This window comes from Hominibacterium faecale, from assembly GCF_020734085.1.
In the GTDB taxonomy this organism is placed as follows: domain Bacteria; phylum Bacillota; class Clostridia; order Peptostreptococcales; family Anaerovoracaceae; genus Hominibacterium; species Hominibacterium faecale.
Genome location: NZ_JAJAGH010000006.1, coordinates 60,439 through 80,246 on the forward strand (window position 1 = coordinate 60,439; position 19,808 = coordinate 80,246).

The following is a 19,808-nucleotide window of genomic DNA, read 5'->3' on the forward strand; positions in this document are numbered from 1 at the left end:
AAATGGATAAGTTTCCATATGGGTGGGGCCGGGGATGACGCCGGGTGAGTATAGGGAAGCAGTTTTATCTCGTGAAAAGAAACTATGGAGCAAAACCGAACTTTTTTCGATGGTCAAGTCATATCTCAATCACTGATACTAATAGATGGAGAGAAAAATAATATGGAGAAAAATCAATACGGAATAAGACTAAAGGAATTAAATGAACTTTACGATATCGGAAAAAAAGTAAGTTTAGTTTCCGGAAGTAAAAGGGCAACAACTATAAAATCTGCACAAGCTGAAAAGGTAGTAGAAAAGGTATTGTTGCATTGTAATAGTATTATCAAATTATTTAATATTGGTCAAAATGAGTATTCAGAATTAGATATTGCTTTAATTGCTTCAGCGACCCGAAATATAATGGATGCTGCTAATGTATACTTTTATATCTCAGAAAGAGGTATTTCTGATGAAGAGGTTAACTTCAGATACAACCTACAACTCCTTAATTATAATAAAAATATTAAAGACATTTATAAAAAAATAAATATTCCAATGGATAGTTATAGAATGAGACTTATGGATATAAGTTTTGTAATAGAAGAAATCAAAAAAAGTAGTATATATTCAACGGCTAGCAATAAAGAAAAGAGTATGATTCTTTCGGGGAAACAGTTTTATAACAGGAAAAGAGTTGGAATTTTTAGTCAAGACTTAGAATCAGCTATTTTTAATATATTGTCAAATAGTACACATAGCTTTTACATTGGATTAAGCAATAATTCTGTTAAAAAATCTATAGTTTTCTCGAGTTATATTGATTCTTTAATGTTGAGTATTATATCTGTAGAGACAGCAATTATATATGTAGCAAATATAATAAATGACTATTTATTATTAAGAAGACAATTGAGTAAGATAATAACACGACCAGAAAGAATCCGTATAAAAGATTTAATGAAAATCGATTACATTAGTAACTATTTGGAATTTAAGAAAATCGAATTTGCTAAAGATATATTTTAAGAAATAAAAATACCTCGCATTGTTTATAAGATTTGCTTTGAAATTGAGAACGACCTCCAATGTACTGCCTCCAACCACTGAAAAAGGATATAAAAAATCGCAAAACCAATTTTTATATCCTTTTACCACATTCCTACTTTGACGAGCCTTTTCGCCCCGCCTTAATTAGCCAGCTCTAGGCTCCTGCCAATAACGCCCACATTGCCCGCACCGCAGGCGGCTCCGCCAAAATCGCCAGCAACCGACCCAGCCTAATTACAATTTCATCCCAATATCCCAGGCTCTCCATATTACGGTCCTCAGATTGCCCACATTGTCGCAGTCTCCAACCAGGTGAATGTTTTTCGCTTTTTCATGGAGCGGCGTTGGGGTGTAACCAACGGAATAAATCACGGAATCCGCCTGGATTTCGTTCAGCTTTCCATCGCTGTTTTCGATGATGACGGAATGCTCCTTGATTTCGCAGACCGTCGAGTTGAGATGCACAGGGGCTTTTTTGTAAGCGATCATTTCTCTCAAAAACGACGAATTTGCAAGGCATACGCCTTTTGCGCAGATCAGGTCATTGAGGCTCTCAATGATACACGGTTTTTTGCCTTTTAAGATCAGGTCGTATGCGATTTCGCAGCCGGTCAGCCCGCCGCCGATGATCACTACGTTTTCGCCCACATTAGCCCCCGACAGATAGTCCGTTGCTTTGATCGCCTTTTCGATGCCCTGGATCGGCGGTACCTTGGCGGTGGAGCCGGTTGCGATGATTACTTCATCTGCGTTCAAACCGCTGACATCGTTCACCTCGGTATGAAATTTCACTTCTATGCCTTCTTTTGCGACCGCTCGTTTATACCATTCAATTAAAGCGCGATCCTTTTCCTTGAACGATGGCGCTGCAGCCTGAATAAAGATGCCGCCCAGTTCACCGCTCTTTTCGTAAATCGTAACATGATGGCCTCTGGCCTTTAACACGAGCGCCGATTCCATGCCGCCGATCCCTCCGCCGATAATGGCGATGTTTTTCGGGTGGGATGTTTTTTCAATCTTGTACTTTTTCGACTGCATGGTCCTTGGATTCAAGGCGCAGCGCGCCATTCCCCGCGTATCGTCCATGTCCTGAACGTTCGGCGCTCCCTCATAGGAGGCCATGGTAAAGCACGCATTATGGCAGTTGATACAAGGTTTGATATCCTCTTCCCGGTCCTCCATCAGTTTTGTGATCCAGTTAGGATCAACGAGGAACTGGCGCGCGACCCCCATACCATCGATACTGCCTTCTTCGATGGCTTTGGCGGCGGCCTCGGGTGTCATTTTTCCGGCGCAAACGACAGGAATATCGACGAACTCTTTGATGTGCTTGACATATTCCAGGTTGCAGTTTTCCGGCATGTAACCAGGCGGATGCGCCCAGTACCAAGCGTCATATGTACCGTTGTCACAGTTGAGCATATCATAACCCGCATCCTGCAGATACTTTGCCGCCCGCTCCGACTCTTCCATATCGCGCCCAACCTCATCATATTCTTCACCGGGAAGGGCCCCTTTCCGAAAACCTTTTGTTTTCGAAACCACAGAATATCTAAGCGACACTGGAAAATCGCTGCCGCATTCGGCTTTGATGGCTTTTACGATCTCCACCGGGAAACGATATCGGTTTTCAAAGGAACCTCCATATTGGTCTGTTCTCTGGTTGGAATACTTCATCGTAAACTGGTCCAGCAGGTAGCCTTCATGTACCGCGTGGACTTCGATGCCATCCACGCCGGCTTCTTTACAGAGCTTGGCTGTTTTGGCGAAGGCCTCGACCATTTCATGAATCTCTTCCACCGTAAGCGCTCTTGACGGAACCTTATCGCTCCATCTGTTCGGGTTCGGGGAAGCGCTGGCACAAAGATATTCAACGTTCATAATCGGTTTTCCGATTGTTCTTAGAAACTTATTGCAATAGATCGTTTCCATCAATTCGTTTACAGCCATGGAGCGTCCAAAACCGGCTGTCAGCTGCACAAAGAGTTTGCAGCCGGTTTTATGGAACTCATCCATAAACGCTTTTAACTCCTTGAATTTCCCTTTTCCCTGGTAGAGCCATTTGCCAAAGAAAGTATCGCGAATCGGCGCGATTCCCGGCAGAATGAGGCCCGCGTCGCCTTTGGCCCGCTCCAGCAGAAAATTGGCTGCTTCTTTATCAAAATGATTGGGCTCCATCCATCCGAAGATGGAAGTTCCGCCCATGGAGCATTGGACGATTCTGTTTTTTATTTCACAATCGCCGATGCGCCACGGGGTAAATAAAGCTTCATAGTCCTTTTTCATGATTGCCCTCCTTTAATAGGACGTTACAACGACTAGTCAATATTAACATAGAGCTGCTGCTTATATGATATATTCTATCAAATTTATTCGGATTCAGAAAGTAGTTTGTTACTTTTCGCAGCGATATAAAATGGTATAAAAGAAAAAAGTTCCATAATGAGAACCAACAAGACCGAGCAGATAAACACTATCTGGCGGTACTCATTATGGAACAATCCCGAAAGGATCAGACTATGCTACTCGGCATTCTTCATCATCCGGGATCGGGTCAGCCTTCTTGCCGACGAGGTGAAGAACAATACTCAAGGCCAGCATGATAACACCCAGCCATGTCAATATGGTCATCATCAGCTCCCAGTTGCTGATCAGGCCCGATCCGTACAGATCCAGGTAATAATCGTGACCCCAGTCTCCTTCATACCATCTCAGGAAGAAGGAACCGCCGAGAGCCAAAACCCCGAAGATCAGGAAGAATCTTCCGACTCTTACGGTATCGCCCTTGCCAAGGCCGGTCTTCGGATTCAGTGGGTACTGCAGAGGATTTTCCACGGAAAGCCCTCCATATACCTTCTTGCAGATGATATACATCAGCAGAGCGAACAGGATAAGAACATATCCCAGCAGGAAGTATTCCGTTCCGTTCATCAGGATACCTACGATGCCGATGATCAACATCGCAATCACAATATAATAGGGCGAAAGCTTGCCTTTAACATAGTACAGGTCGCCTCTTTTTTCCACTGGATACAGCTTCCTCAGCTTGAGGAACGCCACAGCGAAGCCTGTATAGCATACGAAAAGCAGCGGTGACAGTATGATTACCAGAATTTCAAAATCCAGATTTACCAGTACCGCGTTAAGAACAGCAAGGATAATGATGGGCCAGATAGGAACCTTACGGTTCTTGGAAACCGTCGACAGGAACTTGGGACACAGATGATCTTTACCGAGGATCATAAAGGATCTGGCCGCAGTCGCCGTTGTGGCGTTAACAAGGGCCAGCTGTGAAATGACGGCTACAATCATAAATGCCACTCCGGCCCACTTTCCTACATGGGTAAGAAGCACGGTTGAATAGTCGATGGTGGTGCCCCATTCAGACCACGGGCCTGTGGATACGATTCCGCCCAATGTCGGCAGGATATAGCTGATTACCATAACTAGAATACACAGCTTCATACCCTTAGGAATGATCCGGGGATTTTCGATCTCACCGCCCAGATTGGCGATAGCAGTGTATCCGCAGAACATCCATACGCCGATGGCAATACCCACGCCAAGGCTGGAGAACGCGCCCGATTCAACGTTCATGAACGGGTCGAATGGATTGTTTTCCCAGTTGGCCAAGCCCACGATGCCTACTGCCAGGAAGGCGGCCAGAATAATAAAGGTGAAGATCGTGTTTACAACATTCACTTCCTCAAGGCCCAGCAGATTGACAACTGTAAATACGAGAATAATTGCGAATTTTACTATCAGCGCCACCGTAGGACTCATGTCCACATACATACCTATGTAATCCGTCGCCAGAACGATGTATGACGCCCCCGTCAGATACCAGGCAACGGCCATCCACAGACCGAAAACAAAGCCCCAGAACTCACCAAAGGCCATTTTCATCCATACATACGGACCGGAATCCACCGGCGCCAGATTTGTCAGTTCCGATACGTAAAGTCCCATGGGCAGCGCCCACATAAGCGGGATCACGATTAACAGAACAAGCGTCAGCCCGGGACCGGAAGCCGGAATGATCGATTCGATACCGAAAGCTCCGCCGCTTACTGCGCAGAAAATAAAGAAGACAATACCTGCGAGCGAGAATTTCGTTTTTTTCAGATCAGGCATGGCGTCGGTCAACACCTGACCTCCTTCATACTTAACTTTCATAATAATTCCTCCTTAAAAATTAGCTTTTCCTTACGACCAGTTCATGCCCCCCTTTCTAAGTGTTTTCGAACTTTTCGCTATAGTTTATTAATATCGATAATAGAATCTATTTGGGCCTGTGTCAATACATTTTGAGACATTTTCTTAATCTCGAAGGCCAGGCTTTAAAGTCGTTTCTTTGTGGGACCAGGCAGGGCCATCCGATCGAATTGATCTTATTTCGATAAGATGGTATATTATTGACAGATTGGAGTGAAAAATGGTGCCATTTTATCATAGTTCCTGCTAAAAGAGCATCTGCTAATATTAAGAAACGTTTATAGACTGGAGGATTACCATGTCAATGAAGAAAGATGAAATAACGATACACAGCTCGGCGGCTGAATATCTGACTTATGCTGCGGCAGTTGGAGATCGTGCTGACGTAGGGAAGTGCGCTACGAAGATGAAAATATATGGCTGACGCAGAAGATGATGGCCGTGCTGTATGATGTAAATGTGAGGACTATCAATGAACATATCAAAAAAATATATTCGGATGGTGAACTTACTGAAGAGGCAACTATCCGGAAATTCCGGATAGTTCAAACCGAAGGTTCAAGGCAGGTAAATCGTGAAGTTATCCATTACAGCCTTCAGATGATTATTGCTGTCGGCTTTAAAGTCAACAATGACCGCGCTGTCCGTTTCCGCAAATGGTCAGGAAAAATCGGTTGCAAAGAACTATCTGAATGGCAATTTACGGAGGTGAGAGCATAGTGGAAATTCGATACATTACGCCTGCAGATGACAGAATGGCAATCAGCAGGGTATATGAAGAAAGCTGGAAACATGCGTATAAAGGCATAATACCGCAGGATTATCTTGATTCAATCCCGGAGGGAAGCTGGGCAACGGTTTTAGAAAACCCGGATTGGAACACACTGGTTTGTGTCGATCATGGAAGCATCGTGGGGACAAGCAGTTTTTGTAAATCCCGTTTTAACCAGTTTGATGGACAGGGAGAAATCATTTCCATTTATTTATTGCCGGATTATATGGGAAAAGGTTTCGGGAAGGCTCTTTTGGAATCTGCTCTTGCTGAATTGAAAAAACAGGGCTACAAAGATGTTTTTTTGTGGGTTCTGGAAGAAAACCTGGGGGCAAGACATTTTTACGAAAAAGAAGGGTTTTCAGCAACCGATGACGATTTGAACGATAACATCGGCGGAAAAGATTTGCGCGAAATCCGATATATTTATGGGGGATAGTAATTATGGAGTACATAATCAGAGAAATCTTAAAAGAAGAATATTGTTTGCTTGAAATTTTTTTGTACGAAGCTATCTTTGTGCCGGAGGGAGTGCCCGCACCGCCCAAATCAATTATCAATCAGCCGGAATTGCAGGTTTATGTAGCCGACTTTGGGAAGAAAAAAGACGATATAGGTTTGGTTGCGGAGGTTGGCCCCAAAATGGTAGGTGCTGTTTGGGTCCGTATTATGGATGATTATGGGCATATTGATGATGCGACACCTTCCTTTGCGATTTCCCTATATAAAGAATATCGAGGATTGGGCATTGGAGCTGCTTTGATGCAAGAAATGCTCCGTATTTTGAAAGACAGAGGGTACAAACAAGCGTCACTTGCCGTACAGAAAGCAAATTATGCGGTAAACATGTATCGAAAAATAGGATTTGAAATTGTAGATGAAAATGAGGAAGAATATATCATGCTTTGCCGTTTGTGATCATACAGTCGGCTTGTGATTTGAGCTCATGCAGGCTCAGTGGATTTGGTGGACCTATACTAATAGTTCGAAGCTGGTTTATAACATTGTTTCGCTCATAAATGAAGGTGCGATCACCTATGAGGAACTTGAAGAATTTAGTGAGCAATTGAAGGAAACGGTGAGATTCGTTATCGAACGATAACTATGATAAAGTAGATTGAAAAATTTGATTGAAAATACTAGAGAAGGAATCATGTATAGAGAGTGGAATGATAATGGAAGGAGCGAATATGTTAAGAACAATTACAGTAAAAGGAGTCGGTAAAATATTAACAAAACCTGACTTTGTAGTACTTTCCATGAAACTGAAAGCCAAGGATGAGGAATACGATAAAGCAATGGATAAGGCAGCAGAGCAGTTAATACAGCTAAATGATAGTCTTGTTTCCATTGGTTTGGAGAAAGATGCTGTGAAGACTACGAATTTTCATGTGGATACAGATTACGACAGTTACAAAGATAAGCAGGGAAACTACCAAAAAGTATTTAACGGCTTCGTATGCAGCCACCAGTTGAAGCTCTCGTTTGATTTTGATATGAAGAAATTGTCACGGGCATTGGCAACTATCGCAAAATGTCTGGCACACCCAGAGTTGAGTATTTCCTTTACCGTAAAGGATGCTACGGCAGTAAAGGAGAATCTCCTGCGTGAGGCGGCTTCCAATGCAAAGCGAAAGGCAGAACTGCTCTGTGAAGCATCCGGCGTAAAACTGGGGCAGCTCCTTTCGATTGATTATAACTGGAGTGAGCTGAACATCTACTCCAATACCAGATATAGTTTGGCAGAAGAGTATTTGTATGATGCAGCACCTGTGATGGAAAATTCAATCGAGATTGAGCCAGATGACATTCATGTGAGTGACACGGCCACCTTCGTATGGGAGATTGAGTGAGCATATGAAGTTTTGAGTTAAACTTCAGAGCAATTTGGACAAATAAGAATTTGGAGAACTGGTATGGAATTGAAGAATTTGCTTACAGCTAAAAATCGCGATGAATTGCGAGAGTGGCTAAAAGATAATCATGACAAGGAAAAAGAATGCTGGGTGGCAGTGAAACGTGGAAGGCCGGTTGATAATGGCACTTTCTGGTATATAGACGCAGTTGAGGAAGCCATGTGTTTTGGCTGGATCGATAGCACAACAAAAAAGATGGATAGCGGAATAACTGTACAGAGACTGGCCCCACGAAGAAAGGGCAGCATATGGTCAGAGCTGAATAAAGAACGATGCAGAAGATTGGAACGCAAAGGAAAAATGACAGATGCAGGTAGAGCGGTATTGCCTGACATGTCACCAAATGGGTTTGTGATTGATGAAGAGCTTTTGCAAGCTTTGAAAAGTGATTCTGTAGTTTGGGAAAACTTCAATAAATTTCCGCAGTTATATCAACGAGTACGAATCGATACAATCCAAATCAAAAAGAAACAGCCAGAGCTGTTTCAGAGTAGATTAAAAAAATTGATTGAAAATACTAGAAAAGGAATCATGTATGGAGAGTGGAATGATAATGGAAGGCTGCTAGAATAATCCGGGTTTTAACCCCTTCGAATTCGAGGGGGTTAAAAATTCTGGATGCAATTAAGGATAATTTGATTCCACCGGAATAACGCCTGCTTCCACGTCCTCCGCTTCGTTAAGATCCGTCTCGGAGATGCCGAGTTTTGCCATGGCTTCTTTGAAAGAAACCGTGTTTTCCATCTATCAAAGCTGCGGGAGCGGTCTGCCATACCTGGCGCAGTGCGGCGCAGACTTTCAGCAAAAGCCGAAATCCGGTAAACTTCAAAAAAATCCGAGATTTTTTACGCAAAGATGCGGGGCTGCGAGGCCTCATCTTGGAAAAATGAGTGCCAGGCATGTAAAAAGCGGATTCAAATCAGATTAAGGGGGCGCAACCGTTGAAAAAAAGGTAAATTTCCAAAAAATCTAAGGCTTTTTTCCCGAAACCAATCCGGAAAAAAATCACAATCCACGTCAACACACCTCCAGCCGTCTGTGCAGATGAACCGCCATAAACACAGCAATCACAGCTGATAAGACATCTGCAATGGGCTGGGCATATAAAATTCCGTTGATGCCCCAAAAAAGCGGCAGGATGAGGACAACCGGAATGAAGCAGAGCCCCTGCCTGCAGGCGCCGAGGATAAAGCCTTCCTTTCCCTTGCCTAAGGCCAGGAAGAGAGAAGAATACACCGTATAAAACCCGAAAAGCATAAATGTGATCCCATTTGCCCGCAGGGCCTTAGCCCCTACAGCAACCATTTCGACATTACCAGTTGTGAATTGGGTGAGAATTGAGGTAGAAAACAGTATTAAGACCAAGCCCAAAACAACACAGAAAATCGTTGACCACAGTATGGAAGTGCGGATCGATTTATGCAGGCGGTCAAACTTTCTTGCCCCGTAGCTGTAGCCGGCGATCGGCTGAAACCCTTTGATAAAGCCAAAGACCGTCAGGCTGCCTATGGACACAAGGCGGGTCACCACGCCCATTGCCGCGATCACAGCGTCGCTGTAATTCCCCGCGGCGTTGTTGATGAAAGAGATGGAAAGGCTCGTCAATACTTGGAAAACGAGAGTAGGGATTCCGATCTTAAAGATTTGGGACATGATTTCTTTTGAATAAGTACAATCCTTGATTTTGAATAGAAAAACGCTTTTCTTTCTGAACATGTACAGCAGGTACACCGATGTAGACAGGATTTGGGAGATTGCGGTAGCAATTGCCGCTCCGGCAATGCCCAGGTCCAACGTGTAAATAAACAGGGGATCCAATCCGATGTTGAGGACCGCGCCCAATAATAAAGCGCACATGGTGATTTTCGCAGCGCCTTCACTGGTGACGATATTGTTCATCGTCACGTTGAATACATTGAAGATGCAGGAAATGAGATAAATACCGGCATAGGTCGCCGCATAGGGCAGGATGCCCGGGGTCGCGCCCAGCAGTTTTAAAATCGGATGCAGGAAAACAACGGACAAGGCGATGACCAATGCTCCTGCGAAAAGACTGCTGTATAATGCGGTGCTTGCAATTTTATTGGCTTTTTCTAAGTTTCCCGACCCCAAAAGCCTGGAAATATAAGAGGCAGCTCCGTTTCCGAACAGCAGCCCCAATCCTACGATCACCTGCCCCAGAGGATATACGACAGAAATAGCCCCCATCTGACTTTCCCCCAGGCCGCTGACAAAATAAGCATCTACAAGATTATAGAGGGCGTTGACCAGCATACCGATCATGGTAGGGATCCCCATAGCCAGGAGCGCTTTGGGAATCGGAGCAGTCCCCAAGAGCTCCATTTTTTTGTTTGGACCATTCATAATGTGTCTCCTTTCACAAAACAAAAGTATAATTTCAACTACTATAAATTATACTAGTTGAAATGCAAACAGAATACTACTATAATTTATAGTAGTTGTCAAGAGCGCAAGGAGGAAAATTTTATGGCGACCATTGATTTAATTGTATTAGGAATGTTAAAGAAAGAACCGTTAAGCGCATATGACCTTCAGAAGCAAGTGGAATATCGCAATATTTCAAAATGGGTCAAGATCAGCACGCCTTCCATTTATAAAAAAGTCATACAACTGGAGGAAAACGGGTACATCAAAAGCCGCATAGAAAAGGAAGGGCGGATGCCGGAGAAATCCATTTATTCGTTGACCGAAAAAGGGAATGAGCAATTTCAACGGCTGATGAAGGAAATTTCCTGCAAGCCTATCCATTTGTTTCTGGATTTCAATGCCGTGATTGTCAACTTGGAAAGTCTGCCAAAAGAAAAACAGGCGGAATGTCTGCAAGAGATCGGAAGCAACATCAAAGTGTTAAAAGGATATCTGGAAGAAAACCTTGCCGCAAAAGAAAACGATCCGGAAATTCCAGCGACCGGCATGGCCGTTTTGCATCAGCAATATACCCTGGCACAGGCGATTGAAACGTGGATTGACACATTGAAAATCGAACAGCCGGGTCAGAGCCGAAAGACGGACGTTTTAACAAAAAAGGAAAGCTTTGCAAATGAATAAGATTTTATTGGTAGGAGACGACATGGAAATCAGCACCATACTGAAAAATTTTTTAACAAGCCAATGTGGGCGATTTCACAATGGTAAACAGCTTGATATTCCCAGCCGTTTTCCCTTTGGGTTTGCAGCACTGTCCGTATACCGCGCGGAACGCAAGGATTTGATTTAGTTAAAATATGCTGCAAGAGGGTCCGCCGGATAAAAACGGCAGGCTCATTTTGCTTGCGATCAAAAGAGAAAAGGGCAGCGTCCCAATAGGAAATTGCAGTTGATTTTCCGGTCCTGATCCATTACAATAGTTCTGTATGGGTACCAAGGCTGCAAAAGATCAAAAGAAGATCGTATAAAAGATGGGACACGGATCAATGAAAAACTATTTTATGAAGTTTTGGAAAAAAATACTTGTGATAGGTTTCGGCTTAATTGTAGCCGTCACGCTTATCTTTAATTCTATGCTGATTCGCCAGACGACATATGAGGAAGGTTCTCAGTATTTGGATGAATTGTCGGGGCAGATTGCTTCATCCATCGAAAAGCAGTCTCGCGACCACTGGAATATGCTCGATATGTTTTACCGGTATTTTTTGGACTCGCCCGGCGATAATTGGACGGCCTTGGGCAGCTATATTCAGGAAAAGAAAGCGGATTTTGGATTTGATTCCTTATGCCTGGTGGATGAGAACGCAATGTATTACGACAGGAAACAATCCTTTTCGCTGCTATCAAGCAAAGAAGTTACTGCAAAACTGCTTACGGACAGGCAGCCAATTATCCTCGACAACATGCTTTCTACAGAAGGCAGTTTGATATTTTTTATACCGATCGATAAACAAAACATTAACGGCAAAAACATTTGCGCATTGGGCGTGTCCTACAACAGCAAAAACCTCTTCGATATGCTCAATATCCAGGCTTATAACGGAGAAGTCATGATGTACATTATCCACCAGGATGGTGTCGCCCTTTTCCGCTCCGGCCAGGAAGAAGTCATCCCCGGCTATAATATGATAAACAGCCTGGAAGAGGCTGAATTCAAGCGCGGCTCCCTTGATGATCTCCGAAGTCATATACGGAGCGGCGAGCAGGAACTGATGACGGTTGATTTAAGAGATACGGAATATTACATAAACCATACGCCGGTGGGCGTGGACGACTGGCAGCTGGTTACCATGGTGCCTGTCGATGTGGTCAGCGGACGTTTGATGCACTCTTCGATGATTACTTTTCTGTGTATGTTTCTGATCGGCGCCCTGATTGTGGTCGCCTTTGTCCTGCTGTATTCGGATTCGGCCAGAAAAGTGCTGAGAGCAGAAGAGGCTGCGCGCAAGGCCGCCGAAAGCGCCAATCGATCCAAAAGCCAGTTCCTTTCCAATATGTCCCATGACATACGGACACCGATGAATGCCATCATCGGGATGACAAAGATCGCGCAGGACCATATCGGGGAATCGGATAAAGTGGAGGACTGCCTGAAAAAGATAGATTTGTCCGGCCGTCTGCTGGTGGGGCTGATCAATGATATTCTGGACATGTCCAAGATTGAGAGCGGTAAAATGGTTCTCAATAACGATACGGCCTCGCTGGTGGATCTGATGCAGAATCTGGTAAGCATTACTCAGCCGACCGTTCACCGTAAAAAGCAGGTATTTAATATCCGATTACATAGTATCCGCCATGAGAATTTGATTTTCGATTCTCTGCGCATGAACCAGGTGATGATCAATTTATTGGGAAACGCCGTAAAATTCACACCGGAGGGAGGCAGCATCAGTCTGGATGTGATAGAAGAGCCTGCAAAGGATGAAACCTTTGCCCACTTTATTTTTAAAGTGGCGGATACAGGAATCGGAATGTCCGGCGAATTCCAGAAGAATCTGTTCACGCTATTTACCAGAGAACGGGACAGCAGGGTCGATAAAATCGAGGGCAGCGGCCTGGGGCTTGCCATTACAAAGATGATCGTGACCATGATGGGCGGTTTTATTACCGTCCATAGTGAACCGGGCAAGGGGAGCGTATTTACTGTGGAGGTGGATATTCCCATTGACGGTGCGCCGGAGGAGATGAAGCTGCCGGCTATCCGCGTATTGGTGGCCGATGATGATCCGGAAACCTGCCGCTCCGCGGCCGGCTATCTGGAGGAGCTGGGAGCGAAGGCGGATATTGCTTATGGGGGCAGGGATGCAGTCAACATGACTGCGGAGGCTGCTGAGAACGGAAACGATTATCAAATGATTTTTTTGGATTGGCGTATGCCGGATCTGGAAGGAACCAATACGGCAAAGGCAATTCGGGAGATTGTGGGAGAAGAGGTCCCAATTCTGATTATCAGCGCCTATGACTGGTCCGGCATAGAAGTGGAGGCTGGTGAAACGGGAATTAACGGGTTTATCCAAAAACCCTTCTTTAAATCAACGCTCTACCATAATATCCAAAAATATTACCTCCATTGCGACTGGGAGCAGCCGATGCAAATCCTGGATCAGGAGGTTTTATCGGGTAAAAAACTGTTGCTGGTCGATGATAATGATATAAACCTAGAGATTGCCCAGGAGATTTTGTCAAGCGCAGGCGCGGCGGTGGATGCGGCCCATGACGGACAGGAAGCTGTGGAGCGCTTTGAACATTCGCCGTTCGGTTTTTATGATATGATTTTCATGGACATACAAATGCCTGTCATGAACGGGTATGAGGCAACAAAATCCATCCGGCAGATGGAACGGGCAGATGCAGGCCAAGTGCTGATTTTCGCAATGACAGCCGATGCATTCTCTGATGATATCGCGCTGGCGAAAAAGGTGGGAATGAACGCCCATTTTGCCAAACCATTGGATTTAACCGTTATGATGAAAGAGATCCGGAAATTGGTCTCAGAAAACGAGGTGAGGCAGAATGAAGAAGTTTAAAAAAGGGCTTGCCGTAGTTTCGTGCCTGGCGGCCATACTGGGAATACTGGTGGGATGTTCGTCCCAGGAGGCTGGGGCGGATGAAGCTTTGCTGGGGCTCTCAAAGTCCGATGAAGATAAGCTGACCATAACCATAACATGCAATTCCAAGCTGGACCATTTTGCAGCGTCCGTGGAGGAGCGGTTTGATGATATCAGGCTGGTACAGGACTGTTATACGGGACAGTATCGGATCAGCGAACATATTGCCCGCATGGAGAATAATGATTTTGGAGACATCGTAATGGTGAAAGCAGGCCATATTCCCAAAATTGATATGTCCGATCAGTTGATCGATTTGTCCACTCAGAAATTCCCTATTAAAATTAACAGCAATGCCTTCCAAGCGGATGAAGACGGCCATATATACCTGATTCCGGGGCCGCTAAGCTTTAATTGCAATATATATAACAAGACGCTGTTTGAAAAGAACAACTGGGAAGTCCCCACAAACTATGAAGAGCTGTTAGCTTTAAGCAGGAAGATCGATAAGACCGGGATTCGGGGATTTCGAAACAGTTATTTTGATTCTGCTTCGCAGAGCTACACGCTTTACCAATACTGTGTATTTTCCGCACTGGATACCCTGACGCAGGTAAGCGGGCAAATATGGCATAATCAGCTCATGGCGGGGGAAAAAGTTTCGCTGGCGCCAATGGAAACTGCTTTTGAGGATATGCAGCGTATGATGGATATTGGGGCCGTCCGGGCGGAGGACATAGAGGTTCCGTTCAGCGCCAATCTGGAGGCGCTGGTCCGCCGGCAGGTGGCCATCGGCAGCGGGGAGATCGACCACATAAAGATACTCAATGAAAGCAGCAAGGATGAATTCTGCTTTATGCCCCATTTCAGCATGACGGATGGCCAGGGCTGGCTTCTGAACTTGGGTTTCTATTTTGGAGCGAACAAAGAACTGAAGCAGCCGGGAAACGAAAAAAAATTCAAGGCTGTGATGAAAATTATGGATTTTATCGCCTCTGAGGAGGGACAGAAGCTCCTAGTCGAGGATGGGCTGGGTATGATGCCCGCCACCATTAACGGTGAGATCCCTGACGATCCGGTATTTGAGCAGATACGCACGCAGATCGAAAGCGGACGCTATATCATGCGGCCCACCTATGATATGTTTTCGTCTGTATTGGAAAACGATATTGGGGCCTTCATCCGAGGAGAGGTGGACAGCAAAGAAATTTTGGATAAATGCAGTTCGATTTTAGAGCAGGGAGCCCCGTCCGTTCCGGCATTAGGCGAGGCGGAGGCGGATTTTTCTGTCTTGCAGACCGGCTGTTTGAAAGCAGATGCTTTGCGTACTGCCACAGATGCGGATGTTGCCCTGATCGGTGTATCGGAGGTGAACGGTTATGACCCGGTAGGGGGGACGGGCACAAAGCTATACAAAGGAGCTGTCACGGAAGATGACATAACCCGTGTCGCCAAACCTCGGACGGATACACCGCTAAAGGGTATGAGCATTTCTGTGACAGGGAACGAACTTTTGTCGCTGCTGGAATATGGAGCAACGTCGGAAAAAGAACAGCAGGATGGCCAAGTCAGCCGGTTTCATCCCTTTGCCGTATCTGGCCTGAAGGTTACTTATCATTTGGATAATGAGGAGGGGGGCAGGGTTGCTGATGTGACCATGGAGGACGGCAGCAAATTGCAGTCGGACGCCCTGTATAGCATCTCCTATATCAAGGGAACATTCCCAGAAAGAAAATTTGATGGGAAAGAAAGCGGTGTTACGATGACAGACGCTTTGAGGAATTATATCGTAACAAAAAAGAAAGTTTCTCCAGATAAAAATCGAATTTGGTTAAAATCTTGAGAAGGGGAAGCTCGACCTATGAGGCTGTCGCTGCATGCGGCAGCTTTCTTCTTGTGCTCTTTCGTTATATTCTATAGCCATAGGCTAAGGTCCATGATACAATAAACTTATATTGCTCTGGGGAGGCTCACCATGAAAAAAGCCATTACGCTTCGACTATGCATCGTTATCGTGGTCAGCATGGCCGCGACGGCGGTTTTAAGCTATTATATCCAAATCAAATCTGCAAGAGAAGCGATGGAAACCAACGCGGAACTCAGGATCAACCAGGTTAAGGAGATTTTGGAGAAGAACAGTGCGGAGATTGAGAAATTGAAGCAAAATTTAGAAGAGGATTATTTTGTTCGGGCAAAAGCTGCGGCCTATATCATACAGAATCAGCCGGAAGTAATCGATGATCTAAAGGAGCTTAGAAAAATCGCATCTTTGTTGCAGGTGGATGAACTGCATCTTTTTGATACAAAGGGAAAGCTGTTTTCCGGCTCAGTTCCCAAGTATTATAACTATACCTTTGAATCCGGGGAGCAAATGAAATTCTTTCTCCCCATGCTGAAAGATAAATCCATGCAGCTTTGCCAGGAAGTGACGCCCAATACTGCTGAAAACAAACTGATGCAGTATATCGCCGTGTGGCGTGAGGACCAGAAAGGGATCGTTCAGATTGGAATGGAACCGATCCGCCTTCTGGAGGCCATGAAAAAGAATGAATTATCCCATATCTTTGATTTGATGACAACAGAGGACGGCATCACGATTTTTGCTGTGGATTTAGATACAGGCAAAATTTCAGGTTCTACTGATAAGCAGCTGCTGAATAAAAAGGCAGCAGACCTCGGCCTGGATGTGAGCGCTCCTGAATTGGGAAAAGAGCGGCAGAGCGGGAAGATCACCTTTGGCGGAAAGGATAATTACTGTGTCATGGAAGCAACGGACAACGTCTTAGTTTGTGTAAGCGGCACGCATGAAAAAATCTATGAAAATGTCCCGTCCAATATGGCGCTGATTATTTTCAGCCTGGCTCTCCTTGCCATCGTGGTGATTTTTTTGCTCCTTAGGATATTGGATAATATGATTATTAACGGAATCTACGGTATCATTGCCGGAACGAAAAAAATCGCGGCCGGAGATTTGGATTACCGGGTGGAGATCGATCATTCTCCTGAATTTGCCATGTTAAGCAGTAATTTAAACCATATGGTCGAGAGCCTTCTTGAGACTACCAGCAAGCTTTCTTTGGTATTCCAGAGTGTCGATATTCCGGTTGCTGTCTACGAATATAATCAGGACATGGAACGGGTTTTGGCCACGAGCAAAATCGGGGAGATCCTGCTGATGCCAGAAGAGGAGCTTCGCCAAATCCTGTCCAGCAGGAAACGCTTTGCTGAAAAAATTGCCGAGATCTGCACCCATCCCTATGAACTGGAGAAAGATGTTTATCTCATTGACCAGGACGAAGGGCGCAAACATTATGTAAAAATAAAGTTTTACCAAGAGGAAAGAAAAACGCTGGGAATCGTTGTGGATATGACAGCAGAAATCATAGAAAAACGGAAGATCGAGCGAGAACGGGATGTGGATTTGCTCACCGGGTTGTATACCCGCAGGGCTTTCTTCAGCAAGTTTGACGCATTGCTGCAGGAACCGGAAGAACTGAAAACAGCAATGGTTTTGATGGCGGATTTGGATAACTTAAAATATACCAACGATCATTGGGGGCATGATTACGGCGACAAGATGCTAAAGGCCGCTGCGGATCTGCTCCAGGGCTGCGATTGCCCCCATAATTTGGCGGCCAGATTAAGCGGGGATGAGTTTGTGCTGGTAATCTACGGCGCCAAATCCCAGCAGGAGATAGAGGACTGCCTGGACTGCCTATACAGCCATATGAAAAAGTCAGATCTTGTGATGCCTGATGGAGAGCATGTGGCAGTGAGTCTCTCCGGCGGATATTTGTATTATCCCGAGCATACCGGCACCAGTCAGGAACTGTTAAAGCTGGCAGACAAAGCGATGTATAAGGTAAAGAAAAGTACGAAAGGGAAGTTTGGCAGATATCGGGCTGAGGATGATAAAATATAATCGGATTTTTACGGAAATCCCAATCTGTAAGAACATTAGACTTTTTTTCAATGATGACGAAAGACATTGGGATATTTCTTATAATCTTGGCAAGAACTTTTGGGGAAATGGGTATGTGACTGAAGCTATGCGTGCAGTAATTAAATATGCGGCTGAAGTAATGAAAATAAAAGAGATCAGTACGGCGTATGCTGTAGAAAATCAGGCTTCTGGCCGTGTTCTTCAAAAACTAGGGTTTCGATTTGTAAAAGAAATACCTTATGAATGTAATGGGGGAGATATCATTACGACAGGAAGATACTGCAGATATAAGATGTAGATTTCATATTACGATTATGTAAATCCCGGCTTGCTAAGGAGAATTTGATATGCAAGGTACAGTTAAGTTGGAAACGGAAAGGCTAATATTGCGGAAGCATGTGTTTGAGGATGCGCAGATGCTGTATCGGTGTTTTGGCAGTGACGAAAAAATGTATGAATATTCCGGTTGGAACCCATATGCGACAGAAGAAACGGCCCAGGAAACAATACAGCATTTTTTAGATGGTTACAGCAATGCATATTTTTATGGATGGGCGATCGAATATGAAGGCCGGCTGGTCGGAACAATCGGCGCTTATGACTATGATCAGAAAGAAAATAGCATTGAAATTGGTATGAGCATCGTCCGCAGCCGCTGGGGCAAAGGATTTGCAACTGAGGCGTTACGACGGGTCCTTGCTTATTTGACAGAAGATGAGGGAATATCCACGGTCACAGCCTGGTGTGCAGAAAACAATATTGGTTCAACACGGGCAATGGAGAAAGTGGGTATGGTTCAGACAAGCCTTGAAAACGACGCACTGACGATAAATGGGAAACGATTTGGAAAGCTAAATTATTCTTATATGAATCATGGACTGCCACCGAGAATTTGATATGCAAGTAGTTATCGAAGCAGGGAAACTGCAAATCAATTATTTGGCGAAAGAAATTTTATTTCGACCCAACTGATCGATGAAGTACCATTATGTGCAAGCGTTGTTTCAAGTAAAAAGCTGCCGTTGCTATTTTGGAATGTTACGGGGCGGTTACAATGGTTGTTTAATATTCATTGCCAAAAGGAAAGCCGGAAAGAAACCCTTGATCGTGCGGAGAAATTTGTAGAAATGATAGTTGAAAAAGAGGAAGATTGTGTGATTGTTACACATGGCTTTTTTATGCACACGCTCATCGATTGTATGAAGAAGCAGGATTTTCAAATCAGCCATACACGGTCCGGTTATTCAAATGGTGAATGTGTGATTGGGAAACGGTAAATGTGGTTTCACGAAGTAGGATCTTAGGGAAGGTTCATTGGACGGATATGGTGGACCGGCAAGATGAACAGAGTCAGGAGAAGTAAGATGAATGAGATAATGGAGTTTTCCACAAGAGAGGAGTTTCGGGAGTGGCTGGTTGAGAACTGTCTGTCCAAGTCCGGTGTCTGGCTGCTTTTCGGCAAGGCGGGCGGGCCGAAAACGATCAAGGCGGGCGAAGCGCTGGAAGAAGCACTCTGCTTTGGCTGGATCGACGGGCAGATGCAGCGCATTGACGAGAAAGCTTACAAAAAGTATTTTTCTATGCGCAGAAAAAACAGTAAATGGTCGGAGAAAAACAAAGCTCTGGTTGAAAAGTTGGAGCAACAAGGGATTATGACGGATTATGGACGGGCTAAGATAGAAGAAGCTAAGAAAAACGGCCAGTGGGATGCTCCCCAAAAGCAGGAAGTGACCGAAGATATGATCGATTCTGTAGCTGTGCTGCTGAAACAATATGATCCCGCTTATACCAATTTCCTGTCCATGTCCTTGTCGGTAAAGAAAACCTATACGCGGGCATATTTTGATGCAAAGACAGATGCGGGGCGCGAAAAGCGTCTTGCCTGGATGGTGGACCGGCTGATCAAGAATTTAAAGCCAATGTAAATCGATGGGTGC

General features: G+C 44.8%; 19 protein-coding genes. 16 read left to right on the forward strand and 3 right to left on the reverse strand.

The window, feature by feature from the left end; all coding sequences use genetic code 11:
* Positions 1-162 precede the first annotated feature (162 nt).
* Positions 163-1,008: a hypothetical protein gene (locus tag LG211_RS08150; RefSeq protein ID WP_269477331.1), complete on the forward strand. Its 846-nt coding sequence runs from the start codon at positions 163-165 to the stop codon at positions 1,006-1,008.
* A 255-nt stretch (positions 1,009-1,263) separates the two neighbouring features.
* Here the strand turns inward: LG211_RS08150 and LG211_RS08155 are convergent, their stop codons facing one another.
* Together LG211_RS08155 and LG211_RS08160 are read right to left on the reverse strand one after the other, a co-directional pair.
* Positions 1,264-3,315, reverse strand: a complete 2,052-nt coding sequence (locus tag LG211_RS08155; protein ID WP_269477332.1) for an oxidoreductase — start codon at positions 3,313-3,315, stop codon at positions 1,264-1,266.
* A 231-nt stretch (positions 3,316-3,546) separates the two neighbouring features.
* A complete protein-coding gene (locus LG211_RS08160; RefSeq protein ID WP_148395313.1) occupies positions 3,547-5,205 on the reverse strand; it encodes an APC family permease in 1,659 nt (552 codons plus the stop codon).
* A gap of 337 nt (positions 5,206-5,542) precedes the next feature.
* Here LG211_RS08160 and LG211_RS20215 point away from each other — a divergent pair, with 337 nt between their 5' ends.
* The 6 genes from LG211_RS20215 to LG211_RS08185 all read left to right on the forward strand — a co-directional run bounded on the left by LG211_RS20215 (position 5,543) and on the right by LG211_RS08185 (position 8,505).
* Complete coding sequence (locus LG211_RS20215; protein WP_465250790.1) at positions 5,543-5,668, forward strand: hypothetical protein; 126 nt, start codon at positions 5,543-5,545, stop codon at positions 5,666-5,668.
* A 17-nt stretch (positions 5,669-5,685) separates the two neighbouring features.
* Entirely contained in the window at positions 5,686-5,964 is a 279-nt protein-coding gene (gene rhuM / locus LG211_RS20220; RefSeq protein ID WP_465250791.1) for a RhuM family protein, read from the forward strand.
* The gene (locus LG211_RS08170) at positions 5,964-6,455 is read left to right on the forward strand and encodes a GNAT family N-acetyltransferase (RefSeq protein WP_269477392.1); all 492 of its coding nucleotides are present in this window, start codon (positions 5,964-5,966) and stop codon (positions 6,453-6,455) included. Before rhuM ends, LG211_RS08170 begins: the two co-directional genes overlap by 1 nt.
* 5 nt (positions 6,456-6,460) lie before the next feature.
* Entirely contained in the window at positions 6,461-6,934 is a 474-nt protein-coding gene (locus LG211_RS08175; protein WP_227755105.1) for a GNAT family N-acetyltransferase, read from the forward strand.
* 272 nt (positions 6,935-7,206) lie between these two features.
* On the forward strand, positions 7,207-7,869 hold the full coding sequence (locus tag LG211_RS08180) for an SIMPL domain-containing protein (RefSeq protein ID WP_148395311.1): 663 nt from the start codon (positions 7,207-7,209) through the stop codon (positions 7,867-7,869).
* Between the two features lie 63 nt (positions 7,870-7,932).
* Positions 7,933-8,505, forward strand: a complete 573-nt coding sequence (locus tag LG211_RS08185; protein WP_148395310.1) for a YdeI/OmpD-associated family protein — start codon at positions 7,933-7,935, stop codon at positions 8,503-8,505.
* 444 nt (positions 8,506-8,949) lie between these two features.
* On the opposite strand, the gene LG211_RS08190 is transcribed toward LG211_RS08185, so the two are convergent.
* The gene (locus tag LG211_RS08190; RefSeq protein ID WP_269477333.1) at positions 8,950-10,296 is read right to left on the reverse strand and encodes an MATE family efflux transporter; all 1,347 of its coding nucleotides are present in this window, start codon (positions 10,294-10,296) and stop codon (positions 8,950-8,952) included.
* A gap of 123 nt (positions 10,297-10,419) precedes the next feature.
* Between LG211_RS08190 and LG211_RS08195 the strand changes: the two genes are divergently transcribed.
* From LG211_RS08195 to LG211_RS08230, 9 genes are all read left to right on the forward strand, one after another.
* Positions 10,420-11,001, forward strand: a complete 582-nt coding sequence (locus LG211_RS08195) for a PadR family transcriptional regulator (RefSeq protein WP_269477334.1) — start codon at positions 10,420-10,422, stop codon at positions 10,999-11,001.
* Positions 10,994-11,170 (forward strand): hypothetical protein, encoded by a 177-nt coding sequence (locus tag LG211_RS08200; RefSeq protein ID WP_227755107.1) that lies wholly within the window; start codon positions 10,994-10,996, stop codon positions 11,168-11,170. Before LG211_RS08195 ends, LG211_RS08200 begins: the two co-directional genes overlap by 8 nt.
* Positions 11,171-11,366: 196 nt before the next feature.
* Positions 11,367-13,907 carry a hybrid sensor histidine kinase/response regulator gene (locus tag LG211_RS08205; protein ID WP_269477335.1) on the forward strand — a complete coding sequence of 847 codons (2,541 nt, stop codon included), beginning with the start codon at positions 11,367-11,369 and terminating at the stop codon, positions 13,905-13,907.
* Complete coding sequence (locus tag LG211_RS08210; protein WP_269477336.1) at positions 13,894-15,771, forward strand: extracellular solute-binding protein; 1,878 nt, start codon at positions 13,894-13,896, stop codon at positions 15,769-15,771. The genes LG211_RS08205 and LG211_RS08210 overlap by 14 nt, the downstream gene beginning before the upstream one ends.
* A gap of 132 nt (positions 15,772-15,903) precedes the next feature.
* Positions 15,904-17,850, forward strand: coding sequence for a sensor domain-containing diguanylate cyclase (locus LG211_RS08215; RefSeq protein WP_269477337.1), 1,947 nt, complete (start codon positions 15,904-15,906; stop codon positions 17,848-17,850).
* Positions 17,837-18,169, forward strand: coding sequence for a GNAT family N-acetyltransferase (locus tag LG211_RS08220; protein WP_227755109.1), 333 nt, complete (start codon positions 17,837-17,839; stop codon positions 18,167-18,169). Before LG211_RS08215 ends, LG211_RS08220 begins: the two co-directional genes overlap by 14 nt.
* 49 nt (positions 18,170-18,218) lie before the next feature.
* Positions 18,219-18,767, forward strand: a complete 549-nt coding sequence (locus LG211_RS08225; protein WP_227755110.1) for a GNAT family N-acetyltransferase — start codon at positions 18,219-18,221, stop codon at positions 18,765-18,767.
* A gap of 162 nt (positions 18,768-18,929) precedes the next feature.
* A complete protein-coding gene (locus tag LG211_RS20120; RefSeq protein WP_417448594.1) occupies positions 18,930-19,148 on the forward strand; it encodes a histidine phosphatase family protein in 219 nt (72 codons plus the stop codon).
* Positions 19,149-19,235: 87 nt separating this feature from the next.
* Entirely contained in the window at positions 19,236-19,796 is a 561-nt protein-coding gene (locus LG211_RS08230) for a YdeI/OmpD-associated family protein (protein WP_269477338.1), read from the forward strand.
* Positions 19,797-19,808: the final 12 nt, after the last annotated feature.